The organism is Wolbachia endosymbiont of Ctenocephalides felis wCfeJ (genome assembly GCF_012277315.1).
In the GTDB taxonomy this organism is placed as follows: Bacteria; Pseudomonadota; Alphaproteobacteria; order Rickettsiales; family Anaplasmataceae; genus Wolbachia.
The window spans coordinates 974,806-1,000,663 of the sequence record NZ_CP051157.1 but is presented as its reverse complement, the minus strand read 5'-3'; the positions used below and the strand labels follow the sequence as shown (position 1 = coordinate 1,000,663).

Sequence of the window (25,858 nt, the reverse complement as noted above, 5' to 3'; positions counted from 1 at the left end):
CATATATACATTTTAAAGTAAAATTTATAGCTTGTCTACAAATAAGGTGTCACTGCATGAACAAACCGCCATTAATATTCAGCACATGACCTGTGATATACTTTGCCTCATCGCTCGCTAAAAACAAGACACCTGTTGCTACTTCTTCCACTGTTCCCATTCTTTTCATTGGAATATTATCTAATATTTTTTTCTTTTGCTCTTCAGCTAAAACTCCAGTCATTTTAGTATCTATAAACCCAGGAGCAATACAATTTACGGTTATATTGCGACTTGCAACTTCTTTTGCTATAGATTTGCTCATAGCTATTACTCCAGCTTTTGATGCTGCATAATTTGCTTGCCCAGCATTTCCTGTTAACGCTACTATTGAGGAAACATTTATAATCCTCCCCCAGTTATTCTTAATTAGTTTTCTGCACGCTTCTCTATTTAGCTTAAATGTGGAGCTCAAGTTAATATCAATCACTTTCTGCCATGCTTCATCTACCATTCTCAGCAGTAAACTATCTTGCGTAATGCCTGCATTGCATATAAGCCCGTCAAAGCCCTCCATTAACTCACTTGCTCTATTTACTAGCTGACTTACTTCCTCAGCATCTGACAAGTTACAAGGAAGTGCATACACGTTCTTTTCATGCTGTTTAGCAATTTCTTCAAGAGCCTCTTTTTTTGTGCCAGAAATGCATAAAGTCGCTCCGGCTGCGTACATAATCTTTACAATTGCTTGACCGATTCCGCCTGAAGCTCCAGTAACTAAGAATTTCCTGCCTTCTAATTGAAACATAATAACCTAATTTTTCTGATTACTAACAGAACATTGTCTGGTTGGCAATAGATTTTTTCGTAATATGGGCAGTTTTCATACCCACTAAGAACTTAAGTCAGGTCAAGATATAGCAAAATTGTTACTAAATGGTTTATTCTGATGTTCCACAATCTTAATATAGATGCTTAAACCATAGATTCCTTGTTTTTGTATGTTATCTTAATGCCAACGCAATTCACAGTAATGTATGATAAGTAAGTTAAAAAAACTTAGCTCTGGATTTTCTTTGACAGGTCTACTTGGTCATAGTGATAATATAAACATGAAAGGAGCAAAAAAGAAAAAGTATCCGAAGTTTTTAGATAAAACATTTGCATTAATTGATGCAGTGACAAGCTTTATTTTAAAACGCGAAGGTAATAACGTAAATGAGGTCCTGAGAGTAACATGGGGACCACTATTTTTTGGCCTGATAGTAATACTCATTTTTTTTGGAATAGGTGGTATTTGGTCAGCTATAGCTCCAATTGATGGGGCAGTGCATGCCAGTGGAGAAGTTATTGTATCTTCAAACAGGAAAATAGTTCAACATCTGGGTGGAGGAATAATAAGCAAAATTTTGGTCAAAGAGGGCCAAGCAGTTAAAAAAGATGAACCTTTAGTTTTGTTAAATGATGTTAATGAGAAGGCGAATTTAAGTATAATCAAAGAAAAGCTCTTGTCACTTTTGGCAACTGAAGCAAGACTTATTGCTATCAGGGCAGGCTTGGATAAAATTGAGTTTCCTGACGAAGTCAAAAAAGTATCTAACAGTGAGGTTGCAAATAAAGTAATGAGAAATCAGATAAAACTATTTGATTCTCAGCGCAAGAGTATATTAGGAAAGACTGACATACTCCAACAGCGTATAAAGCAGCTAAATGACGAGTTAGTGGGGCTGAATTCTCAATTGGATGCAGTTCTCAAACAATATGACTTAATAGCTGAGGAATTAGAAACAAAAAGGCAGCTTCTTAATAGTGGCCACATAGGCAAGCCTCACATCTTGGCTTTAGAAAAACAGTTTGCTGATATTGAAGGTAGAGTCGGTCATTACCGTGCTGCAATATCTCAAGTACAACAAAAGATTGGAGAAAATGAGTTAGAAATTATAAATGTGCAGAATGATGCTCAAGAAAGAGCAAACACTGAACTTAAGGAAATCAGTACATCTATTGCTGACTTAAGGGAGAGGTTTATGGTTGCAGAAGATGCATTAGCGCGCACAGTAATTAGATCACCCCAAGATGGAATAGTTACAGATATAAGGTACCATACAGAAGGTGGCGTTATACAATCTGGAGTGCCAATTATGAGCGTAGTACCATCGAATGATGATTTAATAATAGACGCTAAAATTCACACTAGAAATATAGAGGAGATAATATCGGCACAAAAAAAAGATAGCAATATAGTCTCTATTGACGGATTAAAAGGATTAAAAGTTAAAGTAAGACTGAATGCTTACAGTGCACGTCGTTTAAGTTTAATTAACGGTATCGTAAGCCATATTTCTCCTGATGCTCTTGATGATCCAAGATTAGGACGTTATTATTCAGTACGTGTAGTGATACCAAAGCCGGAGCTTGCTCAGTTTAAAAATGTATATTTATATCCTGGTATGCCAGCAGAGGTATACATAGTTACTCAATCTCGCACTCTCTTATCATTCCTGTTTACACCTATAATTGCAACAGTTGATAGGTCTTTTATAGAAAGATAGCTACTTGCTCAAGTTAAGATGCGTCTCTCCTAAAAATTTCTTACTATAATGCAGGAGGTCTTACATTAATTATTTTCTATAATATACAAACCTTATATGCTGCCATGAGTATTAAAAGTTAGTTAATAAAGTATAGTTTACAATATAATATAAAGTAGGTTTTTATTTATGAACAAATAGACATAAAGTTTAATAGTGTCTGTTACTGCTTTTAGGTGTGAGGCTAGAGGGTTATTAGCAGTAACAGACACTATTAAACTTATTATAGAATTTACTTAAAGTAAACACTCAACTTAAAATATTATAATATTTTAACTTAAAATAGATCTATGTAAACACTTTCTCCCTCAAATTAGTACTGTACCATTATACTTATTGAATGCTAAAAAATTATTAAACACCACTAATCTCTGTTGCATAGCACACTTATGTATACTATTATACAGTTAGTTTTACAGCAAACAAATATGGTGACGTTATTTGCATTATTGATAATGTTTTACTCGAATATCTCAGTTGCTTCTGCTCCTGCTTCTTGGCAATTTGGATTTCCTACACCTGCAACTGAGATAATGGAGGTTGTAGTTAAGTCACATTCGTTTGTAATGAGTGTGATGACTGCAATAATGCTTCTCGTATGGGCGCTGCTCGCTTATATAGTATTTCGCTTTCGTAAGAGCAAAGTGAAGAATGTAAGTAAAACAAATCATAATATACTTTTAGAAATTGTCTGGTTTGTTATACCAACAATTATTGTTGGTATATTGGCTTTTAAGAATGCTCAATTAATAAAACTGCAAGAAAAAGTACCAAAGGCTGACATCACACTAAAAGTTATTGGCCACCAGTGGTATTGGAGCTATCAATACCCAGAATATCAGGGTGTGTCGTTCGATAGTTATATTAAAGGAATAGATGACTTTACCGCAAAAGATTTGAAGTTACTTTCTGTTGACAATAACGTTGTTTTACCTATCGGTACTAATATTCGTTTACAGGTTACTGCAGGAGATGTAATACACAGTTGGGGAATACCAGCTTTCGGTGTAAAAATTGATGCAATACCTGGCAGATTAAACGAAGCGTGGTTTAATGTTAAAAACCCTGGTACTTACTATGGGCAATGTTATGAATTGTGTGGTCAAGGTCATGGATTTATGCCAATTGTTGTTGAGGCAGTAAGTAAAGAAGATTTCAACAAGTGGATCGAAAATAAAAAATGAGTGAGTTAAATTTGGAGTATAGATATGAGTGACGTACCAAAAGGTATAAGACGTTGGCTATTTTCTACTAATCATAAAGACATAGGGACACTGTACATTATTTTTTCCATATTAGCTGGAATCATTGGTGGATTGTTATCAATAGTCATTCGCACTCAGCTAATGCACATTAATATACTTAATAATAACTACCAGTTATATAACGTAATGGTTACGGGGCATGCTGTAATAATGGTGTTTTTTATGATCATGCCAGCCTTAATGGGAGGATTTGGTAATTGGTTTGTACCTCTTATGATTGGCGCACCAGATATGGCATTTCCTCGTATGAATAATTTGAGTTTTTGGTTGTTAGTATCATCTTTTATTTTGCTTGTTCTCTCAGTATTTGCTGGTGAAGGTCCTGGAACAGGATGGACTTTATATCCACCTCTGTCGCAAATTATGTCCCACCCAGGTGCAGGAGTTGACCTCGCTATATTTGCACTCCATATTGCTGGTATGTCAACAATTGTTGGAGCAATCAATTTTATAGTCACCATATTCAATATGCGTGCAAAAGGCATGTCATTAACCAAGATGCCACTATTTGTTTGGTCTGTTTTACTAACGGCGTTCATGCTAATTGTAGCTTTGCCAGTGCTTGCTGGTGCTATAACTATGCTGCTTACTGATCGCAATATTGGCACTTCCTTTTTCGATCCCGCTGGTGGTGGTGATCCTGTATTATTTCAACATCTGTTTTGGTTTTTTGGTCATCCAGAAGTTTACGTCATTATTTTTCCTGCATTTGGCATCATAAGCCAGGTCGTGTCAACTTTTTCTCATAGACCAGTATTTGGTTATATGGGTATGGTTTATGCAATGATAGGTATAGCAGTATTTGGCTTTATGGTTTGGGCTCATCACATGTTTACTGTTGGGCTTAGTGAAGATGCTGCCATATTTTTTAGCACTAGCACAATTTTCATTGGTGTTATAACTGGTGTCAAAGTCTTTAGCTGGATTGCAACTATGTGGGGTGGAGCGATTGAACTTAAAACCCCTATGTTATTTGCACTAGGTTTTATTTTCATGTTTGTTGGTGGTGGCATAACTGGAATAATTCTGTCTCAAGGTGGAATAGATAGGCTTTTGCACGACACTTACTATGTTGTTGCTCACTTTCACTATGTTATGTCGCTTGCTGCAATATTTGGAGCTTTTGCTGGTTTTTATTATTGGATAGGTAAAATGTCAGGTAGGCAATATAATGAATGCCTGGGAAAAATACATTTTTGGCTTACTTTTATTAGTACCAATATCACTTTTTTACCTCAGCATTTCCTAGGATTAGCTGGTATGCCAAGACGTATACCTGATTATCCTGATGCATTCATTCCTTGGAATTATGTATCTTCAATTGGTTCATACATGTCCTTCATTTCAGTTATGCTTTTTGTGTTCATAGTTATCCACCTTTTTAAATGGGGCAAGAAAGCTGGAAATAATCCTTGGGGAGGTGATACCTTAGAGTGGACAATATCTTCGCCACCACCTTTTCACACTTTCGAAAAACCGCCGGTGATCAAATAGAATGTATACAAGTGCCTTGTTAAATGTTGAATCAACAATACTGGACTTTTGGCATTTGCTGAAGCCAAGAATAATGTACCTTGTAGTATTTACTGCAGTTGCTGGAATGGTTGCTGCACCAGGTAGTATACATCCCTTTCTTGCGCTGGTATCTCTCGTATGTATTGCTCTTGGCTCGGGATCTGCAGGTGCAATAAATATGTGGTACGATAGAGACATAGATCTGCTCATGAAAAGGACAAAGAATCGTCCTATACCATCGGGTAGAGTCTCTGCGGCAAGTGCACTTGAATTTGGTATAACCCTTGGAATATTGTCAGTATTTATCATGGCAATAGCAGTGAACTACATTTCTGCTGTTCTGCTTGCAATTAGCATATTATTTTACGTCTTCATATATACAATTTGGCTTAAGAGACGCACTCCACAAAATATCGTTATCGGCGGTGCATCAGGCGCTTTTCCTCCAATGATTGGTTGGGCAGTTGTAACTAACTCTGTAAGTTGGGAAAGCTTTATCCTATTCTTAATAATTTTCATGTGGACTCCACCGCACTTTTGGGCCCTATCTTTAAACAAGTCTGATGACTATGCGAAAGCGTCGATTCCAATGTTTAATGTTGTTCATGGTCCAGAGAAAACAAGAAAACATATATTAATTTACAGTGTGTTGCTGGTATTAACCAGCTTAATTCCAGCACTATTTTTGAAAAAGGCTTTACTTTACTTAAGTATGGCAATCCTTGAGGGTTGCGTTTTTATTTGGTATGCTATATCTATTATTAAACTTAAGAACCACAGCTCACAGAAAAAAATGTTTTCTTATTCAATTTCTTATCTATTTTCTCTATTTGCTAGCGTTATTTTTTGCTCTATTGACTTATTTTAGCTATGAAAGAACAGCAGAAACGTAAAAACTATTTTTTATTCTTCCTTCTCATAGCATTTGTTGTTGTGCTTTTTTTTGTTTCTATAATAAAGTTCAAGGGTGCAGCTTAAACTGCCTTGCGCCTATGAGTTTCATTAAAATTGTGCTTTCATAGAAGCAACTATATACTTTATTAATTTATATAGTTAAAGATGGATAAAAAAGAAGTGACAATATACACAGATGGAGCATGTTCTGGTAACCCAGGAACAGGAGGATGGGCAGCGATCATATTATTTGAAAATCATAGAAAGGATATTCATGGTAGAGAAGAAAATACTACAAACAATAAAATGGAGTTAACAGCAGTGATCAATGGACTAAAGGTACTAAAATTTTCTTGTAATATAAATTTGTATACGGATAGTCTCTATGTTAAATATGGTATAACAGAATGGATAAATAAGTGGAAAGTGAACGGTTGGAAGACAAGTAACAAAAAATCAGTAAAAAATATGGAGTTATGGAAAGAATTGGATAACGTTGTTTCGCAGCACGAAATTAATTGGAAGTGGGTTAAAGCACATGATGGCGATAAGTACAATGAGGAAGCCGACAATTTAGCAAGAAAAGCAATAATCGATGCTTAAAAAAATCACTATATCATTTTCTATAGTTTTGTTATTCGTATTATGCTCCTTTATCTTGTTAAAAGGTGAGGACCCTTTAGAAATCAATATCAGTTACATCAATTTCTATGTAAAGAAAAAGGTATCGAAAATATTTGCCAATTCGAATGTCAACATGGAGAGCACTTCGATTATCTGGCAGAAAGATGGCAAAGATCCATATTTAGTTATTACAGATTTAAAAATAGCAAACTCTGACTTTACTATAAAAATCCCCAACCTTTTCGTACATTTCAAGTTAAGCTCCTTGCTTAAAACTAATGTAAAATTTTCCCAGGTTCTAGCTGATAACGTACATGTGCATATCAACAAGAAAGAACCTGACTCTAAAACAGTTGATGTTAATTTGAAAAGCTCCTTGAAGAAAGTGAGAAAATTCTTTTTTAATCTCAATGCAGATTCAAAGATTGAAATTACTAACATTGCCATTAGTAAAAGCACGGAAGATGAATTCTTTATTAATAGAGTATATGTAGGAAAGGGGGAAGACTTTAATGTTTTGGACATCCGCGTTCACACAAAAGATGAAAGAGGGTTTTTGGATGATTTGTCTATTACAATAAAAAATCGTAGTAATTTGCTCAATGTATATGGGACATTTTACAACCTAAAATTGGAACTATTTAATGAGTTTTCTACGTTAGTTAAAAATTATAATTTGGATAAAGACATAGGGTTCAAAGGAAACTTTTCAATGAGAATCAACGGCAAGGACGAAGTTGTAGATGGAAACATATACGTACTGAATACAGAGAACCACTTGAATAAAAACTTGTCCATAACTAACGTAAATGTAAATTTAACATATAACGATGGAGTCATCAGCGTAAAAAACTTCCATTTCAATCTAAATGGTACGTATCTCTCTTTGATGGGCAAAATGAACTTTAATACAAATAATGTTTTACTTAGGGTTAACATTAGTAAACTCGCCGCAAAGGATTTGTGCACTTATATACCAGATGGTGGCATCATAAACAACAAATTCAAGAAATGGTATTGTGATAATATTGATGGAGATATCGTAAATACAATTATAAGCTTCAACGGCAAAATCAATAGCTTAATTGATAATGATCTATCAGACATTATAATTGTTGCTAATATAGAAAACGGCAGCGTAAAATTTGACGAAGATTTTGAACAAGTGAAGGAGTTAAGTGGTGACTTGACTCTCAAAAATAACAATCTCAAAATTACTGTAAGTAGTGCTAAGTTTCAGAATTTCACTATTGATGGCGGCTATATTGAAATGAATTCTCTCGATAAGGAAAATTCAGTGCTAAATATTAATGGTCAAGCTGTGAGCGATGCTTATGGGTTATATGAGCCTATAAAATTTAAGCTAGATGATATCATTAAGGTTACAAGGGACAAGATAGGTGGAACGGCAAAATCTGTATTCAATTTTCGTATTTTTAATCTAAACGCTGATAGCAAAAAAACAGACTTTTTAGCTAAGTTTCATTCCAAGATTGACAATCTAGTTGTCTACGATGCAAGCCTTGGTAAGTATGATATTAAGCTTGATTTTGGCAAAGATTTCATTAATTTAAATGGAAGTGGTATGGTCAATAATACGCAGCTATTATTTGACCTCAAAAGTAGCAACAAAAATAAAAGTTTTGCCTGGAACTTAACCGGGGATTTGCCGGCTCAAATACTTAATTTCGATGGTGGCTATGTCAGCGCAAATGTAGAGTCAGTAATAGATCAAGATAAGACAGGGTATATTAATGGTAGTATAGATTTATCAGAACTTGAGCAACGTTCGAGCTACTTAGGGTGGAAAAATTATTTTGAGGATCATAATAAAGTTTTGTTTTCTACAAAGTTAAAAGGAGCAGGTGAGTTGCTAATAGATAGATTAGACGTTGTAGGAAATGACCTAGATATAAAATTCAGCGGAAAATTAGAAAATGGAGATTTATATCTAAACTCCAGCAATTTCAAACTACCCGATAATGACCTTAGCATGGAAATCAAATTAGGTAAGGAGAAAAATGCTATAACCATACATGGTGAGAAAATTAACTTAGGAGATACTTTGAGTTTACTTGGCAAAGATAGTAGTAGATTAAGCAACAATATAGAAGTTAATATGAACGTTGACAATGTCATTATGAAAGAAGGCATTATTATTAAAAATGCCAAGCTAAATTTAGCTTGTACTAAAGGTGATTGCAGAGGAAGTCAATTTACAGGGCAGTTTCTGGAAGATAATAGTAATATATTGGCAGAGTATAGTGGAATAGGTCTTGAAATATATGCGGATAATTCAGGTATGTTTTTGCGTTCTTTTGGCATTAGTAAATCAGTTAGAAATGGCAAATTATCTTTTTATCTATCTCCTCAGAGAGAAAGTGGGGAACATTATGGTATGTTATCCATTAGCAATTTCTATATCAAAGATGCTCCACTGCTCACTACTTTATTGTCGATGTCTTCGTTCCATGGTATTGTGAATGCCATAAAAAATGAAGGTGTATACTTTTACAAGTGTAACGCACCTTTTTTATACAAAGATGGCACTATTGAAATTGAAGAGTCTTGGCTTGAAGGAGCGGGATTAGGTATCAGTACTAGTGGTAAGCTTGATATTAAGGATTATAAATTCCAGGTTGAAGGACAAGTAATACCAGCATATTCAATCAACAAATCTCTATTAAAAATTCCTATAATTGGAAAACTTCTTACTGGTGGAAAGAGCAGGGGCATAATTTCAATAGACTATAAAGCAAGTGGTGATGATAAAAATAGTAACGTGTCTGTTAATCCCATCTCTTCGCTAACTCCAAGCATATTTAAGAGGTTATTGGGAGTATTTGACCGAGTTATGACAAGGACTAACGAAGCTATTATAAAAGGTCTAAAAGGTAGTTTAAAAAAGAAACTCAGCTAGATATGGCCAATTGCTCAACCAAATTTTGGTGTATCTGTTCAGGCAATGGCATCAACTTAAGAGCCTCCAGCAATTGGTATTAGCAAACTTTCTGTTCCTTTATTTTCCATAATATCTATTATGTAATTTTTAATACTAGAAAAACTATTTCCCAACCTTATAGAAAGCAGCACATCGAACCCCCAGATTAGCACTTAATATGAATTCTCAAAGTACTCATATCACATAAAACTATGTATTCCACTGGGTTATCAACATGGTTATCCACAATGTCGTGAATAACCCCAGAGCTATGTTTAAAAAGGAAAGTGGTGACATAAAGGAGTAATAAAATGTTAGGTAATTGATAGTACAAATTATCTTTTATCAATAAGAGGATCACATGAATGAAAATAATAATGTTAGCAGCAACCCTTCAACCGACCCACTTCTAGCATGGGTGGATGACAATTGTCAGGTTGTCAAGGCCCTACCAGAAAGTAACATAGAAGTTTATAATGGTAGCTGCAACCCTTTAGACTATCTAACCCCAGAACAACAAACGGCCTGTGATCGCTACAATGATCTAAAGCATCATCGTGACTATGTATTTAACTATCTATCCGCAGTAGATAATTCAGACAAAACGCACTGCCTTAATGCACTTAACGATGAGTTGGTCAGACTCCATCATGCCTGTCCAAACTTATTAATTCTTGATGATCCTATTATTAACATATAAATTATCCTTGAATCATTATCAAACAAGTTACAACTTGGTGATTCTGATAATAACTTGTAAGTGAATCAATGCATAGTATCTATTCAGCTTGTTGAATAGATACTCCTGTTGATTGAGATGTCAGAAGCAACCTTTTATACTCGTATATTCAGTTATCTGTCCTTTGCTTTCCTTTCAATATACCTACACACTAGAATGGATAACTCATATAGAATCAACATCGGTATGGCGAGTCCTACTTGACTCAATACGTCAGGTGGAGTTAAGATTGCAGCGATAATAAAAATTACCACTATTGCAATTCTGCGCTTATTCGACAAACTTTGCGCGGTAAGCAGCCCTACCCTAACCATTAATGTGAGTATGACCGGAATTTGAAATGCGGTGCCAAATGCAAACATGAATTGGAGAACAAGATCTAAATATTCACTAACCGATGGCATAAACTCTATTGGTATACCGAAAGATTTGCCGCTATGTTCAAAAGCAATAAAAAACTTCCAGGCTAAAGGAAATATATAGTAATAAACCACAGCAGCTCCCATTATGAACAAAACTGGTGTTGCAATTAAATATGGCAATAACACTGCCCTCTCGCTTTTATATAAGCCAGGTGCTAAAAACATATAGAATTGCCATGCAAACACGGGAAAAGAAAACAAAAGCGCGCTCATTAACGCAACTCGGAGATAGACAAAAAACGCCTCTGTTAAGTCTGTATAGATTAGAGAAAAATCATCACTATCCTTTGTAACTTCTATTAAAGGTGCAAGTAAGAACCGATATATGCTTTCTTTAAAGTAGTAGCAGAAACTAAAAACAATAAGAAAAAACAAAAAGCAAAAAATAACCCTTTTTCTGAGCTCTGCAAAGTGCTCATAAAAAGAAGCGTATTTGTTTGGATTTTTGTTCATACTCCATTATAGCACAATAATACTATATCTAACATCCTCAATGAGAAAGCCCATTCGTTATCGTACCATGCTGCAACTCTACAGATATCGCCCGTGACGTGGGTGCCTGCTAGATCTACAACTGCACTATAGAGGTTATGAACAAAGTCTATTGAAACTAAAGGTTCCTTGCATATGGAAAGCACATCGTTTGTTGAATTCTCGAATACTTCATTTATTTCTTCAGCCGTTGCTTTCTTATCGGTGGTAAATTTAAAATCAACCAGAGAAACATTGCTAACTGGAACTCTGATAGCAGTACCGTCTAGCTTTCCCTTCAATTCAGGAATGACACAACCAATCGTTTTTGCTGCTCCAGTTGTAGTTGGCACCATAGATAACCCACAAGCCCTTGCTCTGCGTAAGTCTCTATGATTGCCATCAAGAATATTTTGATCATTTGTATAGGCGTGTATAGTAGTCATAAAACCACTTTTTATACCTAAATTAGAGTGTAAAACCTGCACAATCGGAGCTAGGCAATTTGTAGTACAAGAACCTGCTGATATCACTTCATGCTCTTTCCTAAGCATAGTGTTATTTACACCATAAACTATAGTTACATCAGCATCTGAAACCGGAGCAGAGACAATCACTTTCTCCGCATTATGCCTCACTGCTTCTACACGTTTATTGAATGCACCAGTACATTCAAGTACTATATCAACATTCCAAGGAATATTTTCAGGGCTCCGTTCTCTATATAGAGAAAATTTTCTGCCATTTATAGAAATCCAATTTTCAGATTCGTTAAAATCAACATCGCCATTAAATTTACCATGAACAGAATCATACTTAATCAAATGTGCGTGCTGCTTGGCGCTGAGAGACCCGTTCACTGCTACGACTTCTATTTGTTTGCCATATTTCTCAACTTCAAAAATAGCACGTAATACACTTCTGCCTATTCTGCCAAGACCATTAATCCCTACACGAATTGTCATCTCTTTTCATTCAAAAACTTAATTATAAAAGATATTGTTCAGTATTTCATTCTATTCTTTTGACCACTGACTGGCAGTTTTAGTAGCTATGCAAAAGCAGGAAAATTTCTATCTATTTTTTGCCCTTTCTGCACGTTTACGTTCATTCGGATCGAGGAATTTCTTGCGTAAACGTATAGATTTTGGAGTTACTTCCACCAATTCGTCATCATCTATATATGCTATCATCTCTTCCAAAGTCATTATTTTTGGTGGAGTGAGCTTTATAGCCTCATCACTACCTGCAGCCCTTACGTTTGTTAATTGCTTACCCTTGAGTACATTTATCTCCAAATCATTGTCACGGCTATGCTGGCCAACAATCATGCCGCAATACACTTTGTCTTGTGGCTTAATAAACATGATTCCCCGATCTTGTAGATTGAAAATTGCATATGCCACAGCTTCACCTTTGTCTGTGGAAATTAATACTCCGTTGCGTCTTCCAGAAATTTGACCTTTATACGGAGCATAACTATGAAATAAACGGTTGATTATACCAGTACCACGAGAATCAGTTAAAAATTCTCCTTGATAACCGATTAATCCTCTTGATGGCACCAAGAACGTTAATCTAGTTCTGCCGCTACCAGAAGGCCTCATGTCAACTACTTCACCTTTGCGGAAGCTGAGTTTTTCCATGATAATTCCACTATACTCATCATCTACATCAACTACGACTTCCTCCATAGGCTCAAGTTTTTTGCCATCCTCTTCTTTGAACAGCACTCGAGGACGTGAAACAGAAAGCTCAAAACCTTCCCTTCTCATATTTTCAATTAAAACTCCAAGCTGTAGCTCACCGCGTCCACCTACTTCAAATGCCTCGCCACTTGGCGTCGGAGTTACAGTAATTGCAACATTTGTCTCTGCTTCTGCATATAAACGGTCCTTTATAACAGTTGAAGTAAGTTTTGTTCCCTCTTGCCCAGCAAAAGGTGAGTCATTAACGCTTATAGTAATTGCCATTGTTGGCGGATCAACCGGAGTTGAGTTTACTGCAGTTGTAACCTCTGGCGTTGCTATAGTATCTGAAACTGAAGCTTTCTCAAGCCCTGCAATAGCGATTATGTCGCCTGCAACAGCTTGCTCTACTGGAATACGTTTTAAGCCAGAAAATGAAAGCAACTTTGTCAGCCTTCCGCGCTCAACCACCTTACCATCAAGATCGAGTACCTTGAGGTCTGAATTGACTTTTGCAACTCCTTGATAAATTTTTCCCGTCAAGATTCTGCCAAGAAATTTATCAGACTCAAGTAGAGTGACCAGCATAGCAAAAGGTGCATTTTGGTCGTAAATAGAAGGTTTTATATAGTCTATAATCGTTGAAAATAATGGGCTTAAATCTTTTCTTTCGTCAGAAAGTTCTTTAACACACCAGCCATTTCTACCAGAAGCGTAAAGTACTGGAAAATCTAGCTGTTCGTTAGTTGCATCAAGGTTAAAAAACAATTCATATATTTCATTTAACACTTCATCGATTCTGCTATCTGGTCGATCAACTTTATTAATTATCACAATCGGCTTCAAATCTGCTTTCAGTGCTTTTGATAGCACGAACTTAGTCTGTGGCATGGGACCTTCTGCAGCATCAACTAGCAGCAACACGCCGTCTGCCATGCACAGCACCCTTTCCACTTCTCCACCAAAGTCCGCATGACCCGGTGTATCGATAATGTTAATCTTTTCATCATTCCACATTATTGATGTGCATTTTGCAAGTATTGTAATGCCACGTTCACGCTCTTGATCGCCGCTATCCATCACTCGTTCTTGAACGTCTTGGTTCTCACGAAACGTGCCACTTTGTTTTAACATGTTATCGAGTAAAGTAGTTTTCCCGTGGTCAACGTGTGCAATTATTGCAATATTACGGATCGATTTAAATTCATTCATTTCTTATCATTTCAAATTTAATTTAGTAATAAGTATACATGTAATATATCTGGAGTAAATAGACCTCTTACATAGTTTTTAGCGGCACATTGAAAAGCGAAAGAAAACATTTCCCTTAATGTTGTCTCATAAAACTGCCTTGGAGTGGATTCAACACATTAACTAGACCATGTAAAAGAGTACGAATGTCCATTTCACTACTTGCTTGATTATTTTCGGACTTTCGGAATTCACTTCTAAGCCTTTTAAGTACAGTTGTAAAATCTGACATAGTAAGCTTTATATCATCTTCATTTGCCTCTTCAGTTCGGTATATAACATGAAGCTTTACTTCATTCACCAAATGACTAATATCAGCTCCAGAAAAGCCCTTGGTTTTGTCTGCAAGATCTTTAAGATTTAACTCTTCTGTTGGTAAATCCTTTATATAAAATTTTAATATTTCTTTGCGTAAACCCTCATCTGGTAAAGGAATATGAATTTTTTTAGAGAAGCGGCCAGCTCTGAGTAATGCGCTATCTAAAGTTTCTATACGGTTAGTTGCGGCAATTACTACTATATCCTTATTATTTTTAAATCCATCCATCTCGGTTAGCAGTTGATTCAGAGTCTGATTTTGATCTCTACTTGCACTGTTATTGTCAGAAGAACGCTCTCCGCCAATGGCATCTATTTCATCTATAAAAATTACGCAAGGAGCATTTTGTTTCGCTTTTTTAAAAAGGTCACGTACATGACTTACACCGTGGCCTACATATTTCCCAACGAGTTCAGAACCTGAAATACTTATAAACGATCTATCAGTTTCACCTGCAATTGCACGAGCAAGAAGAGTTTTGCCAGTTCCAGGAGGACCATAAAAAATGTAGCCTGCTGGCGGCTTATACCGCAACTTTTTCATTTTTTCCTGCATTTTTTCTGATACGTTATTGCATATTGCTTTTAACTCTTTCTTTAACTCGTCTTTGATTACAATACTACTAAGTGTTATTTTTTCATCTTGATCAACTAGTTTTATTAAGTCTTTTACTTCTTGCTCATACCGATTATCAGGCAAATCCTTCTTCTTCTCCATTATAAAGAATCTATTTTCATGAGTTAATTTTACCGGATTAGCTGATTTTTCTTTATTCTCTTCCTCAGTATTTGTTATACTTAAAGCTTGCACTTCTTTGGTATCGTCTATTTTAGCACTAGGTTCACATACTCTGTATGTAATATACCTAACGATAAATGCGAACACAAGCACAGCCGCACCTATTACATATAATACCTCTGGCGCAACTATAGTGGCTGCAATTATACCAGGTACTTTCATATCAATCACAAAAGTTGATATTACTACTGTAGCACCCAATGTTACCATTAAGTAAAAAGCAATATTACTTCTAGTGGTTGCTTTTTTCAGCTTCTTTAAGTATCCAGATCCATTTGGATATTTAGATGTATAAATCTCTACTGGAGTTTTACCATTACGATTCTTTAACCAAGGATCAACATTCTTTCCTATCAGAGTTAGTATTACTTCTTCACTACAACTATCAGCAGCATAGTGCAAAAGATTGTTTCTTTGACTATCTATTATATCAGTACCTTTTTCTCTATCTAAGAAAGACTTTACTATGCAATCTGCTACCTCGGTACGTTTTTCTGTAGGAGCTTCTTCTAAGAGAGTACTTATATCTCTTTTGTTAATATGTGTTTCTTCTTTTATCAAAAGCCTCACTAGCTCGATATGAGCGTTTTTAACAGCTAAACATAAAGGGTTATTACCGTAACCCAGATTAACATTTGCCCCTTTTCTCATTAGAAGCTCCGCTATTTCCTTGTAACCCTTCATAGCAGCTAACTGCAAAGGAGTGAATTTATCAAGATAGCTTTTGGCTCCGTAATCAACATCGATCCCTTCTACTTCTAATAGAGCCTTTACTAAATTTGTAGAGCAAATTGCAGTAGCTATGTACAGTAAAGTAACTTTGTTTTTACCTCTATCAGGATAACCACTTTGTACGGTAAACAGATGATTTATGTCAAATTGATCCTCCTTCCAATTTTGATATGCAACTTTACTTTTCTCTTTTAACTTATCTTGTATTTTTTTTACTACATTGCTTCCACTTAAGTCACTTTCATTATTTATTGAAGCTAATATATCCCCTAATCCTAACTTATTGCCCATAAACTTTCAAATAAATATTTGATTAAGTATTACGTACTCTAGAAAAAAGTCAAGATTTATATATTTCTTTACATCATATATAAAATTATCAATAGATGATTTACCAAGTTTTATTGGTAATGAAACAAATGAAAAAGAGCTCTTTTTGCCTATAATTGAGGGGTTTAAACTCGATACCGGTGTACAAAATAGCAAGCCTCCAGTTAGAAGCCTGCCATTTCTTGTCGATTACTTTATATCAATTTTTTTGATGTGCTTTTCAGACTTAGGTATACTTATATTAAGGACCCCATCTGAAAAATTAGCAGATATTTTATCTTGGTCTACATTTGCTGGAAGTTGAACAGATCTATAGAAAGAGCCATAATACCTCTCACGATGGTAGTATTGTTTATCCTCTGATTTATTATCGTATTTTTTTTCACCTTTCACTATTAGGTTGTCACCAGACATACTAATGTCCACATCTTCTTTAGAAATACCTGGCAATTCTAAAGATAAGCGATAATCCTTTTCTGTTTCATAAAAGTCACAAGCTGGTAATATACCACCACCTCTTCTGGAAGATTCTGGACTCAATCCCATAAAGAAGCTATCAAACATATCATCAACAGCTTTTTGTAAACCCCTTATGCTAAAATTATCGCGGTTATTATTTTTATTTGAATGAACTATGTTACTCATACTACACCTCCTTATCGTTATTTATACTTTACATAATCATTCTATTTACTAATTTCAATACTTTGTCCTATAGTTAAAATAACCTCTGTTCCTAGAATTTTTTGCCTCAAATTGTGGAAAGTATTAAAAAATCAGCCACATTACGCCGTATTTGATATGTTTTATTCTAACAATTTTGCTTGTTCAATCATTTTTCTGCTGCTCCGTTGAACCAATACGCTAAAAATGTTTTCTTAGTTCTTTGATAACAAAAAACACGGAAGTCAAAAATTTATGTTGATTTTACTATATTTAGTATTAGTATAATTGGCATAATCATAAGTATGGTAAAGCAAATGAAAGTTAATTTATCTAAAAAGAATAGTGAGAGAGTCTTATCTAGTACGAAATGGATTGCTAACGCTGGCCAAAACTATCTTGCATCGCTGAATGATAGTACTAAACCAATTAGTTCCTGGAAAAAACTAATCAATGCTGTTTTACTTGTTCCAATCATCATACCTACTGCTGCAACAGTGGCATCGATTATTTGCACCTACTTCTTTTTGAACGCTGTTAGTATTCAAAAAGACGATACCAAACTATCTAAAACAGCAAAATTCATCGCTCGAATATTAATCTATGTTATTGCTGCTATAATTTTAATTCCTTGTATTATGTCAAATATAGTAGCTTCATTGATACCTGCACTTATTTTTTATTGGATCAATAGAGATTTCTTTAATCAAAGAGATATGAATATAGAAGTAAATGAAGTTAAGGCAACAAGTAAAGAAGAGTACAACAAGTGCATCAAAGAAGAAGTTAGTAAATTAGAGCAGCAGGACGATGCAGATCAAGGTCAGCCAGATATAAAAGTAATATCTCAAGTAATAAAAGGTGAGCAGGCTATAGACCGGACTGTTGTAGCAAGGATTGCAGATGACGATATCGAAGACGGCAAAGGAATGATACGAACAACTGCAAATGACCAAAATGTAGCTATGAAGGGAATTATTGCTGGAAATCTTTCTAGTCAAAAAGAGGGCTTTGCTGCTGGTTTTGGCTTGCAATGTAGCCTTGTTGAAGATGGTGTAGATCTTCAATTTGGTTTTAATGCACGTACTGGAACTGACAAAAAGCAGGCAATTGAATGCCTAAAGAAAAGTGAATCAGCACGAACTTTACTCTCTGGCGATGGTGGCATATTGTCTATAGAGCAATACAATAGCGCACAACAGAAATAGGACCTGCGGCCTCGTAGTGATAGTGAGGCTTTATGAACTATACGCTCAAACCAGGACTCCCTGCGCATTACCATCTACTTTTGTTTCATCTACTTTGGTGTGAGGTTTTGACAGCATATATGTGGTGCCACCAACTGCTAGTGCTGCTATTGTAACTGCAGCTACTGCTATCATTATGGGCATCAACTCAACTGCAATCATCCCGGTTGCAAAAAGTGCCACTGCTACAGCAGTACTAAGTGCTGCAGTTACACAGCCGGCAAAAACCCCTTTTGTAGCTGCTGGACCTGTTTTTTTGCTTAGTTTTTTAAGCTGTTTTTCTTCTGCTGCCTTCAAAAGCTCCTTTATATCATTATTTTCAGCTAAGTCTCTCGGGGTTTGACCTTCATTATTTTTCGCATTAACATCAGCTCCTCTTTCTACTAGAACTTTTATAATTCTTTCACTTCGATAACGTGAAATGGCCAAATGTAAAGGGGTATTTCCATCTTTATCTACCGCTTTAACATTTGCTCCTGCCTCTATTAGAGTTTTTGCTGTCCCTTCATCCTGAGCATAATGCAAGGGAGTGCGTTCATTTTCATTTACCGCATTAACATCAGCCCCTTTTCTTATCAGAGCTTTTACAATTTCTTCATCGTGATAACGTAAAGCAGCCAAATGTAAAGGGGTACTTCCATTTTTATTTACCACTTTAACATTAGCTTTGTTTTTTATTAGAGCATTTACTATGTCTATGCGACCATGTTTAGCAGCTAAATGTAAAGGAGTACACCTATCTTGATTTTCTGCATTAACATCAGCCCCTTTTCCTATCAGAGCGTTTACAGTTTCTTCATCGCTATAATATGAAGCAACCAGATGTAAAGGGGTATTCCCATCTTTATCTACCACATTAACATCAGCTCCTCTTTCTATGAGCATATTTAAGACTTCTTCATTGTTCCAATCTGAGGCAGCTAAAAGTAGAGGAGTTTTGTTATCTTTATCCATTGCATTAACAATAATGCCTTTTGCTTTCAGTAGAGCACTTATTGCTCCTTCACTGCCAACCCGAGCAGCACAATGCAAAGGGGTTTCATCATCTTGATTTTTTACATTAACATAAATGCCTTCCGCTTTTAACAGAGCACATATTGCTTTCCCACTGTCGTAGTGAGCAGCTATATGCAAAGGAGTACATTTCCTACAACTTTCTGCATTGACATTTATTTTTTCTGCACTCAATAAAGCCTTTATTACCTTTTCACTATTAAATTCGGCAGCTACGTGTAAAGGAGTCCACTGAGATAATCTACCCTCTACCGCATTAACATTAATTTCTTCTACTTTTGATAGAGCATTTGCCACATTTTCTAGGTTATCGCGGGCAACTAAGTGTAATAACGTATATTCATGCTCAGGATCTTTAAATAACAATGGAAGATCGGACTTAAAAACAGTGTGAAACAGATGATTTACATTAAACTCAGCTTTTTCCCAATTTTCATACTCATCTCTGCTTTTTTCTTCTAATTTCTTTGCTATCTTTTCAATTACGTTATTTTTACTTAAATCTGCTTCTTTATCGATTGCACTTAATATTTCTTGCCACTGCTCATATTTCATTGTCATAACTCTACCTCTGACTTTAAATAATATTTTAATTATTACAGATCACAACAAAAAGTCAACTCATCTAATTTTTATTAGTCAGCACACTAACTATGAAACAGTCTATGTTACCATCAAAAACGGAGTTTATATTGCCCACTTCATGTCCGGTTCTTAAATCCTTCACCATTTGATATGGATGCATAACATATGACCTGATTTGATTGCCCCAGCCTATATCGCATTTTTTGCCATACTCTTGGGCCATCTCCCGCTCCTTTTTTTCCAGCTCAATTTGGTATAAACGTCCTTTGAGTAACTTTAATGCCTCGTGCTTATTTTGATGTTGGGAACGGCTGTTTTGGCACTGAACTATAACACCCGTTGGGATATGCGTAATGCGCACCGCGCTTTCAGTTTTGTTTACATGCTGACCGCCTGCTCCAGAAGCGCGGTAGGTATCAATCTTTAAATCCTTTTCATCCACAGCAATATCAATTGAATCTTCGATCACTGGTGTCACTCCTATGCTCGCAAAACTGGTATGACGTTTGCTATTTGCATCAAATGGTGATATTCTAACCAGCCTGTGAATGCCACTTTCGCTTTTTGCCCATCCATAAGCTTTTTCTCCGATAACCTTTATCGTTGCAGATTTTATACCAACTGATTCTCCTTCTAATTTTTCTACAACTTCAACTTTAAAGTTGTGATAGATTTCTGCCCACCTTACGTACATGCGCATTAGCATTTCAGCCCAATCATTGCTCTCTGTTCCACCAGCTCCTGAGTGAATTTCTAAGAAGCAGTCATTGTTATCTGCTTCGCCAGTAAATAAAGATTCTGTTTCTTTACGCTGAATTAATTTTTCCAATTTTATTAGTTCATTTTCAACTTCAGAGAAAAATTCTTCGTCATTCTCATCAATAGCAGATTTCATTAAGGTAATAGCATCATTATAATCACTTTCCAGCTTTAAAAACGACTCTACATCGTTCTTAATTTTAGAACGCTCTTTTAAAATTTCCTGTGCCTTTTGGTTGTCTTGCCATAGATCATCGTCTGCAGCTTGAGATTCCAGTTCTGCAAGACGCAACTTCAATTTTTCTACGTCAAAGACACCTCCTGATAACAGCAATACTTTTATCTAAGCTCTGAAAGTGCTCGAGAATTTCTAAACAAGTTTTCATTACGCCTTAGATTTTAATATGTTCACTATTAATAGCAATAATAGTACACAAAATAGAAATTTAACCATATAGTAGTTAATTTGAAACAACCTTATTATACTCTGATGTTTATAAGGAATCAAGTGCGTGTATTTATTAAGAAGTAAGGTGAAGATATGAATGTTGAAATAAACTCCCACTATGGCTTAGACAAAAAAGTTATTGATGACTTAACTGAGTCACTTGATAGCGAACAGTTAGAAAGTGCCTGCGAGATTGTAAAAACAATAGATAGCATTCAGTTGGCCTATTTTTTGTCTACTTCAATCAGTGATCACAGGGAAAAATTAGTTAGTATTTTAGATCAACATTCATTAAGTGATGCCTTGGTGCATGTAGTGCCAGATTTACAAGTGGAGATCATAGAAACGCTGGGAATAGAAAATACTGCAAAGTTATTAATGCTTCTTGATGTAGAAGACATAGTAACCATAGTCAAGGGTTTGGACAGAAAGTCTATAGAAAACATACTTAACCACTTACCCAGTGCAACTCAAAAGTTAGTGGAGGAATTGCTATCATATCCGGAAGAAAGTGCGGGAAGGTTGATACACAAAAATATGGTTATAGCACCATATTACTGGACAATAAATGAGCTAACAGAATTTTTGCGCAACTATAAAAAAATACCAGAAACATTCCACCAAATCTTCATCATCAACTCGAAGCTGGAGCCTATAGGTAGTGTTAACTTAAATAAGGTAATATCCCACTCAGGAGAAACAACGATAAAAGAGATAATGAGCCAGGATATAAAGATCATCAAAACTGGAGTAGACCAAGAGGAGGTAGCAAGAATATTTAAAGATTACTCTCTACTGTCAGCTCCGGTAGTAAATAAGCGTGGTAAGATTATAGGTGTAATCTTAATCGAAGATGTAATAAGAGTTGTTCAACAAGAAACAGAAGAAGATGCGCTTAAAATCAGCGGTATGTCGTCTAAAGCCGATATAAATGCCCCCATACATAAAACTATAATTCAAAGGTTACCTTGGCTACTATTTAATCTTTTGGCTGCAACAATGTGCTCCATAGTAGTTGGCTTTTTTGATAATGTAATAAAGAGCTTTGTAGTACTGCCAATAGTTATGCCGATAATTGCATCAATGAGTGGAAACGCAGGATCCCAAACAGTAACGCTAACCATTAGGGCAATTGCCACGAAGTATTTAACTGAGCAAAATGCAAACAGAATATTGATAAAAGAATTTTTTATAGGTCTGATAAATGGAATAATTCTATCTACTATTTCACTCGCAGTATTAGCAGTGAGGTTTCACAGCTTCAAAGTGGAGATCATTTTTGTAGCCTCCATGATTATGATGTCGATCATTGCAACATTTATTGGAACTTTCATTCCTATAATGCTCCATCGTTTAAAATCCGACCCTGCAGTTTCCTCTTCAATTTTAACATCAGCAACAACCGATATTCTTTCAGCTTTTATATTTCTCGGCTTAGCTACGCTCTTCCTGCTAAATAGCTAAGTTTTTCTAAAGCAGACCTGGTGCACAGCGTCAACTATATCTTCCACTTGTGGTAATGCTTTTTTCTCCAGATTTGCAGCGTAGGGTAAAGGGACATCCTTGCCAGTTACCCGTACAACTGGTGCATCAAGGTAGTCAAATCCATGTTCCATAACGATAGCTGAAAGCTCTGCGCCGATTCCCGCAAATGGCCACCCCTCCTCTACACTAACTAGCCTATTAGTCTTCTTGATGGAGTTAGTGACAGTTTCAGTGTCAAGTGGCCTTAAGGTTCTCAGGTCAATAACTTCAGCTTCTATACCTTTACTAGAAAGTAAATCTGCTGCATTTAAAGCGTCCATTAATTGCAGTGAGAAAGCAGTGATAGTTACATCCTTTCCTTCCCGTATAACAGCAGCTTTGCCTATCTCAAGTAAATGGTCTTTATTTGATAACTCAGAGTCAGGAACTTCGTGCTCATGCCCATAAGCGATCTCGTTTTCTAAAAATATCACTGGATCCGGATCACGAATTGCAGCTTTAAGCAGACCTCTGCAATCGGAGGCAAAATAAGGGGCTATTACTTTGAGCCCTGGTACATGCGAATACCAAGATGCAAAGCATTGAGAGTGTTGTGCGGCAACTCTCGCTGCAGCACCATTTGGTCCACGAAATACTATAGGGCATCCAAGTTGTCCACCTGACATATAATTGGTTTTTGCTGCAGAGTTCACAATTTGGTCGATGGCTTGCATAGAAAAATTAAAAGTCATAAACTCAACAATTGGCCTAAGTCCAGCAAACGCTGCTCCAACAGCAAGGCCAGCAAATCCATGCTCAGTAATGGGTGTATCAACCACCCTACTCTCTCCAAACTCTTTCAGCAACCCTTTCGTTACTTTGTAAGCACCGTCATATTCTGCAACCTCTTCACCCATGATAAATACATCAGGGTCATTTTGCATTTCTTCTCTGATTGCTGTGCATAAAGCTTCTCTTACACTTAAAGTTGCCATTTATAAACTTTTATAGATTTTAACTAGAGTAACTATATCAAAGTTACCAGGTGCTAGTAAAGCAGATATTACTGTAAATCATATGCATAAACAACCATACTGTTGATCTTGAGTAGTTACTTCTTTCAATTCAGTGGCAGGTTTTGGCATTGCGTATACAATACCACCAGCTATCAATGCAGATGTCACAGAAGTTGCAATTATTGATAGAACAAACAATCCAGAAACAATACTGAAAACGGAACATGCTATTGATATAGATACAAGGCTTACGTAGGCAATTTTTGGTAACAGTGGCTTTTTTTCTACTTTTTGTAATGACACTTCACTTGTTTGAGAATGCTGATTTTTATTTTTTTCTAATTCGCTATTAAGCGTTGCATTTTCACTTTTTAGATTTTTTATTTCTTGTTCCAGCAATTCACTCTCTTCTTGGTTTTGTTTTTTCAATGCTTCTAATTTAGCCTCATGCTCAGCTATATAATTAGAATGCTGATCTCTGTTTTTTTCTAATTCATCCTTAAGTGCTGTATTTTCATATTCTAGATTTTGTATTCGTTGTCTTAATGATCGATTTTCTTCATCAAGCTTATCAAGCACTTCCAACCTAGTTTCATGTTCAGCTACAAAATTTTTTAATTCTGCTAGATCCTTTTGTGCTTTTTCCAGTTTTTCCTCAACCTGCTTTAATTCCTCATCTGAATCTTCCAATTCTTGGATTCGACTCTCTTTATCACTTAACTTTTTCAGAGTATTATCTAATTGTTGTTGTGCATTAATTTGCTGTTCTTTTAAATCATTCATTTGCTTACTTAACTTTTCAGCTTTGCTTTCTGAATCTTTCTTCTCTTGAGCTAATCTATTCAATTGATCATTTAATTCCCTTTCGCGCTTACTTGAAAAATCCACAACTGCAGCAACATTTTTCTGTGACTTCTTTAACTCATTTTCTAATTCCCTGATACATGTGGTCTCGGGTTGTTCTGATTTTAGAGATTTTATAATATTTACATATTTATTAATAAAATATAAAGGAGTATATCCATCTTTATCTTGTATATTAATGCTTGCTCCGCTATCTGCTAAACATTCTATAATCTCTACATAACTATATTTAGCAGCAAAATATAGAGGAGTACGTTTATCTTCGTCTTGTGTATCAACATTTGCTCCATTTGCTATCAAAAGTTTGACTAATTCCTCATTTCTAGCTGCAACGGCATAGTGCAAAGGAGCCAGCCCATCTTTATTTTGCATGTTGACATTTGCTCCATGCGCTATCAAAAGTTCTACTAGTTTCTTATTGTTTTCTGCAATGGCAAAATGTAAAGGAGTCCTTTCATTTTTATCCTGTGCATCAATTTTTGTTCCATGTTCTATTAAAAGTTTTATTAGTTCCTCATTGTTCCCTGCAACAGCGAAATGTAGGGGAGTCTGTCCATCTTTATCCTGTGCATTAACATCTGCTCCACGTGCTATCAAAAGTTTTACTGATTTTTCATCGTTTATCTCAACAGCAAAATGTAAAAGGGTGCATCCATCTTTATCCTGTGCATCAACATCTACTTCATGTTCTTCTAAATATTTTGCTAATTCTTCATGAGCCTCCTCTATGGGAGTACATATTCCACTGTCATCACGAGTAATACTGCCACTTGAAGAAGTATTTTCATCATTACATGTAGCACCGTATTGTCTCAAATGTTGATCGTGACCAATTTGTTTTATGTGCTTCTGATTATTGGAAGGTTGTTGTTTTGTCCTTTTCAACCCTTTTGCTGCAGCACTTTTATTTTGCAATGAATTAAAAAGGTTTATTAGATCCCTAACGCTTAAGCGTTGATCACTACTTTCACCAGTAGTCGAATCAGAAAAGATCTGTTCACTCTGAACACCACTATTCTGCCTTTTATCCCACGTTTGTATTCCTAATAACATAATCCTTCTCTCTTAGTCTATTTATCATTGCCATATGGTTGCACAGAAAGATTAAATTTATTAAAATTCTATATCTGATATAAAAATTGGGCGTAAACATTTTTTTGTGCTACTGCCTGTCGTTCAAGTAGCAGATGCTGAGATTGAGAAAGAAGGCTAGATTCGAGTGGAGTGAAAGCGGCAGGA

Annotated in this window: 19 protein-coding genes; 9 read left to right on the top strand and 10 right to left on the bottom strand. The window is 35.7% G+C overall.

Translation table 11 applies throughout. The features are described from left to right. Positions 1-49 precede the first annotated feature (49 nt). Positions 50-787 (bottom strand): 3-oxoacyl-[acyl-carrier-protein] reductase, encoded by a 738-nt coding sequence (fabG, locus tag HF196_RS04780; protein ID WP_168456042.1) that lies wholly within the window; start codon positions 785-787, stop codon positions 50-52. A gap of 229 nt (positions 788-1,016) precedes the next feature. Here fabG and HF196_RS04775 point away from each other — a divergent pair, with 229 nt between their 5' ends. The 7 genes from HF196_RS04775 to HF196_RS04745 all read left to right on the top strand — a co-directional run bounded on the left by HF196_RS04775 (position 1,017) and on the right by HF196_RS04745 (position 10,509). Next, complete coding sequence (locus tag HF196_RS04775) at positions 1,017-2,531, top strand: HlyD family type I secretion periplasmic adaptor subunit (RefSeq protein ID WP_174855518.1); 1,515 nt, start codon at positions 1,017-1,019, stop codon at positions 2,529-2,531. 467 nt (positions 2,532-2,998) lie between these two features. After that, positions 2,999-3,754 (top strand): cytochrome c oxidase subunit II, encoded by a 756-nt coding sequence (gene coxB / locus HF196_RS04770; RefSeq protein WP_168456300.1) that lies wholly within the window; start codon positions 2,999-3,001, stop codon positions 3,752-3,754. A gap of 24 nt (positions 3,755-3,778) precedes the next feature. Beyond that, positions 3,779-5,329, top strand: a complete 1,551-nt coding sequence (ctaD, locus tag HF196_RS04765; RefSeq protein ID WP_168456041.1) for a cytochrome c oxidase subunit I — start codon at positions 3,779-3,781, stop codon at positions 5,327-5,329. Between the two features lies 1 nt (position 5,330). Then, the gene (locus HF196_RS04760) at positions 5,331-6,218 is read left to right on the top strand and encodes a heme o synthase (protein WP_168456040.1); all 888 of its coding nucleotides are present in this window, start codon (positions 5,331-5,333) and stop codon (positions 6,216-6,218) included. Between the two features lie 191 nt (positions 6,219-6,409). Continuing rightward, on the top strand, positions 6,410-6,847 hold the full coding sequence (gene rnhA, locus HF196_RS04755; protein ID WP_168456039.1) for a ribonuclease HI: 438 nt from the start codon (positions 6,410-6,412) through the stop codon (positions 6,845-6,847). Further along, positions 6,840-9,788, top strand: coding sequence for a YhdP family protein (locus HF196_RS04750; RefSeq protein WP_168456038.1), 2,949 nt, complete (start codon positions 6,840-6,842; stop codon positions 9,786-9,788). The genes rnhA and HF196_RS04750 overlap by 8 nt, the downstream gene beginning before the upstream one ends. 382 nt (positions 9,789-10,170) lie before the next feature. After that, positions 10,171-10,509, top strand: a complete 339-nt coding sequence (locus tag HF196_RS04745) for a hypothetical protein (RefSeq protein ID WP_168456037.1) — start codon at positions 10,171-10,173, stop codon at positions 10,507-10,509. A gap of 152 nt (positions 10,510-10,661) precedes the next feature. On the opposite strand, the gene tatC is transcribed toward HF196_RS04745, so the two are convergent. The 5 genes from tatC to HF196_RS04720 form a co-directional block, all read right to left on the bottom strand. Further along, positions 10,662-11,423 (bottom strand): twin-arginine translocase subunit TatC, encoded by a 762-nt coding sequence (gene tatC / locus HF196_RS04740; RefSeq protein ID WP_168456036.1) that lies wholly within the window; start codon positions 11,421-11,423, stop codon positions 10,662-10,664. Next, positions 11,420-12,406, bottom strand: coding sequence for a type I glyceraldehyde-3-phosphate dehydrogenase (gene gap, locus HF196_RS04735; protein WP_168456035.1), 987 nt, complete (start codon positions 12,404-12,406; stop codon positions 11,420-11,422). Before gap ends, tatC begins: the two co-directional genes overlap by 4 nt. A 108-nt stretch (positions 12,407-12,514) precedes the next feature. Then, complete coding sequence (gene typA, locus HF196_RS04730) at positions 12,515-14,341, bottom strand: translational GTPase TypA (RefSeq protein ID WP_168456034.1); 1,827 nt, start codon at positions 14,339-14,341, stop codon at positions 12,515-12,517. Between the two features lie 115 nt (positions 14,342-14,456). Next, positions 14,457-16,520 carry an AAA family ATPase gene (locus tag HF196_RS04725; protein WP_168456033.1) on the bottom strand — a complete coding sequence of 688 codons (2,064 nt, stop codon included), beginning with the start codon at positions 16,518-16,520 and terminating at the stop codon, positions 14,457-14,459. A 228-nt stretch (positions 16,521-16,748) separates the two neighbouring features. Continuing rightward, on the bottom strand, positions 16,749-17,204 hold the full coding sequence (locus tag HF196_RS04720; protein WP_168456032.1) for an Hsp20/alpha crystallin family protein: 456 nt from the start codon (positions 17,202-17,204) through the stop codon (positions 16,749-16,751). 335 nt (positions 17,205-17,539) lie between these two features. Between HF196_RS04720 and HF196_RS05935 the strand changes: the two genes are divergently transcribed. Next, positions 17,540-18,430 (top strand): hypothetical protein, encoded by an 891-nt coding sequence (locus tag HF196_RS05935; protein ID WP_246198540.1) that lies wholly within the window; start codon positions 17,540-17,542, stop codon positions 18,428-18,430. A 45-nt stretch (positions 18,431-18,475) separates the two neighbouring features. Here HF196_RS05935 and HF196_RS04710 read toward each other — a convergent pair whose 3' ends face one another. Both HF196_RS04710 and prfB read right to left on the bottom strand, forming a co-directional pair. Then, complete coding sequence (locus HF196_RS04710) at positions 18,476-20,044, bottom strand: ankyrin repeat domain-containing protein (RefSeq protein WP_168456031.1); 1,569 nt, start codon at positions 20,042-20,044, stop codon at positions 18,476-18,478. A 64-nt stretch (positions 20,045-20,108) separates the two neighbouring features. Then, positions 20,109-21,213, bottom strand: a protein-coding gene (gene prfB / locus HF196_RS04705; RefSeq protein ID WP_179958992.1) for a peptide chain release factor 2 whose coding sequence is annotated in 2 segments (ribosomal slippage) — positions 20,109-21,137 and positions 21,139-21,213 — 1,104 coding nt in all. Because the reading frame shifts where the segments join, the coding sequence is not laid out codon by codon here. Between the two features lie 155 nt (positions 21,214-21,368). On the opposite strand from prfB, the gene mgtE reads away from it, so the two are divergent. Next, entirely contained in the window at positions 21,369-22,739 is a 1,371-nt protein-coding gene (mgtE, locus tag HF196_RS04700; protein WP_168456030.1) for a magnesium transporter, read from the top strand. On the opposite strand, the gene HF196_RS04695 is transcribed toward mgtE, so the two are convergent. Continuing rightward, complete coding sequence (locus HF196_RS04695) at positions 22,736-23,734, bottom strand: pyruvate dehydrogenase complex E1 component subunit beta (RefSeq protein ID WP_168456029.1); 999 nt, start codon at positions 23,732-23,734, stop codon at positions 22,736-22,738. The genes mgtE and HF196_RS04695 overlap by 4 nt on opposite strands. Before the next feature lie 78 nt (positions 23,735-23,812). Continuing rightward, a complete protein-coding gene (locus HF196_RS04690) occupies positions 23,813-25,672 on the bottom strand; it encodes an ankyrin repeat domain-containing protein (protein ID WP_168456028.1) in 1,860 nt (619 codons plus the stop codon). Positions 25,673-25,858: the final 186 nt, after the last annotated feature.

Bases quoted from the DNA above. Each gene is read 5' to 3' on its own strand.
- mgtE (WP_168456030.1), top strand. From the start codon at position 21,369: ATGAATGTTGAAATAAACTCCCACTATGGCTTAGACAAAAAAGTTATT.
- HF196_RS04720 (WP_168456032.1), bottom strand. From the start codon at position 17,204: ATGAGTAACATAGTTCATTCAAATAAAAATAATAACCGCGATAATTTT.
- rnhA (WP_168456039.1), top strand. From the start codon at position 6,410: ATGGATAAAAAAGAAGTGACAATATACACAGATGGAGCATGTTCTGGT.
- HF196_RS04750 (WP_168456038.1), top strand. From the start codon at position 6,840: ATGCTTAAAAAAATCACTATATCATTTTCTATAGTTTTGTTATTCGTA.
- typA (WP_168456034.1), bottom strand. From the start codon at position 14,341: ATGAATGAATTTAAATCGATCCGTAATATTGCAATAATTGCACACGTT.
- HF196_RS04775 (WP_174855518.1), top strand. From the start codon at position 1,017: ATGATAAGTAAGTTAAAAAAACTTAGCTCTGGATTTTCTTTGACAGGT.
- coxB (WP_168456300.1), top strand. From the start codon at position 2,999: ATGGTGACGTTATTTGCATTATTGATAATGTTTTACTCGAATATCTCA.
- HF196_RS04690 (WP_168456028.1), bottom strand. From the start codon at position 25,672: ATGTTATTAGGAATACAAACGTGGGATAAAAGGCAGAATAGTGGTGTT.
- HF196_RS04725 (WP_168456033.1), bottom strand. From the start codon at position 16,520: ATGGGCAATAAGTTAGGATTAGGGGATATATTAGCTTCAATAAATAAT.
- gap (WP_168456035.1), bottom strand. From the start codon at position 12,406: ATGACAATTCGTGTAGGGATTAATGGTCTTGGCAGAATAGGCAGAAGT.
- HF196_RS04695 (WP_168456029.1), bottom strand. From the start codon at position 23,734: ATGGCAACTTTAAGTGTAAGAGAAGCTTTATGCACAGCAATCAGAGAA.
- ctaD (WP_168456041.1), top strand. From the start codon at position 3,779: ATGAGTGACGTACCAAAAGGTATAAGACGTTGGCTATTTTCTACTAAT.
- HF196_RS04745 (WP_168456037.1), top strand. From the start codon at position 10,171: ATGAATGAAAATAATAATGTTAGCAGCAACCCTTCAACCGACCCACTT.
- HF196_RS04710 (WP_168456031.1), bottom strand. From the start codon at position 20,044: ATGACAATGAAATATGAGCAGTGGCAAGAAATATTAAGTGCAATCGAT.
- tatC (WP_168456036.1), bottom strand. From the start codon at position 11,423: ATGAACAAAAATCCAAACAAATACGCTTCTTTTTATGAGCACTTTGCA.
- HF196_RS05935 (WP_246198540.1), top strand. From the start codon at position 17,540: ATGAAAGTTAATTTATCTAAAAAGAATAGTGAGAGAGTCTTATCTAGT.
- fabG (WP_168456042.1), bottom strand. From the start codon at position 787: ATGTTTCAATTAGAAGGCAGGAAATTCTTAGTTACTGGAGCTTCAGGC.
- HF196_RS04760 (WP_168456040.1), top strand. From the start codon at position 5,331: ATGTATACAAGTGCCTTGTTAAATGTTGAATCAACAATACTGGACTTT.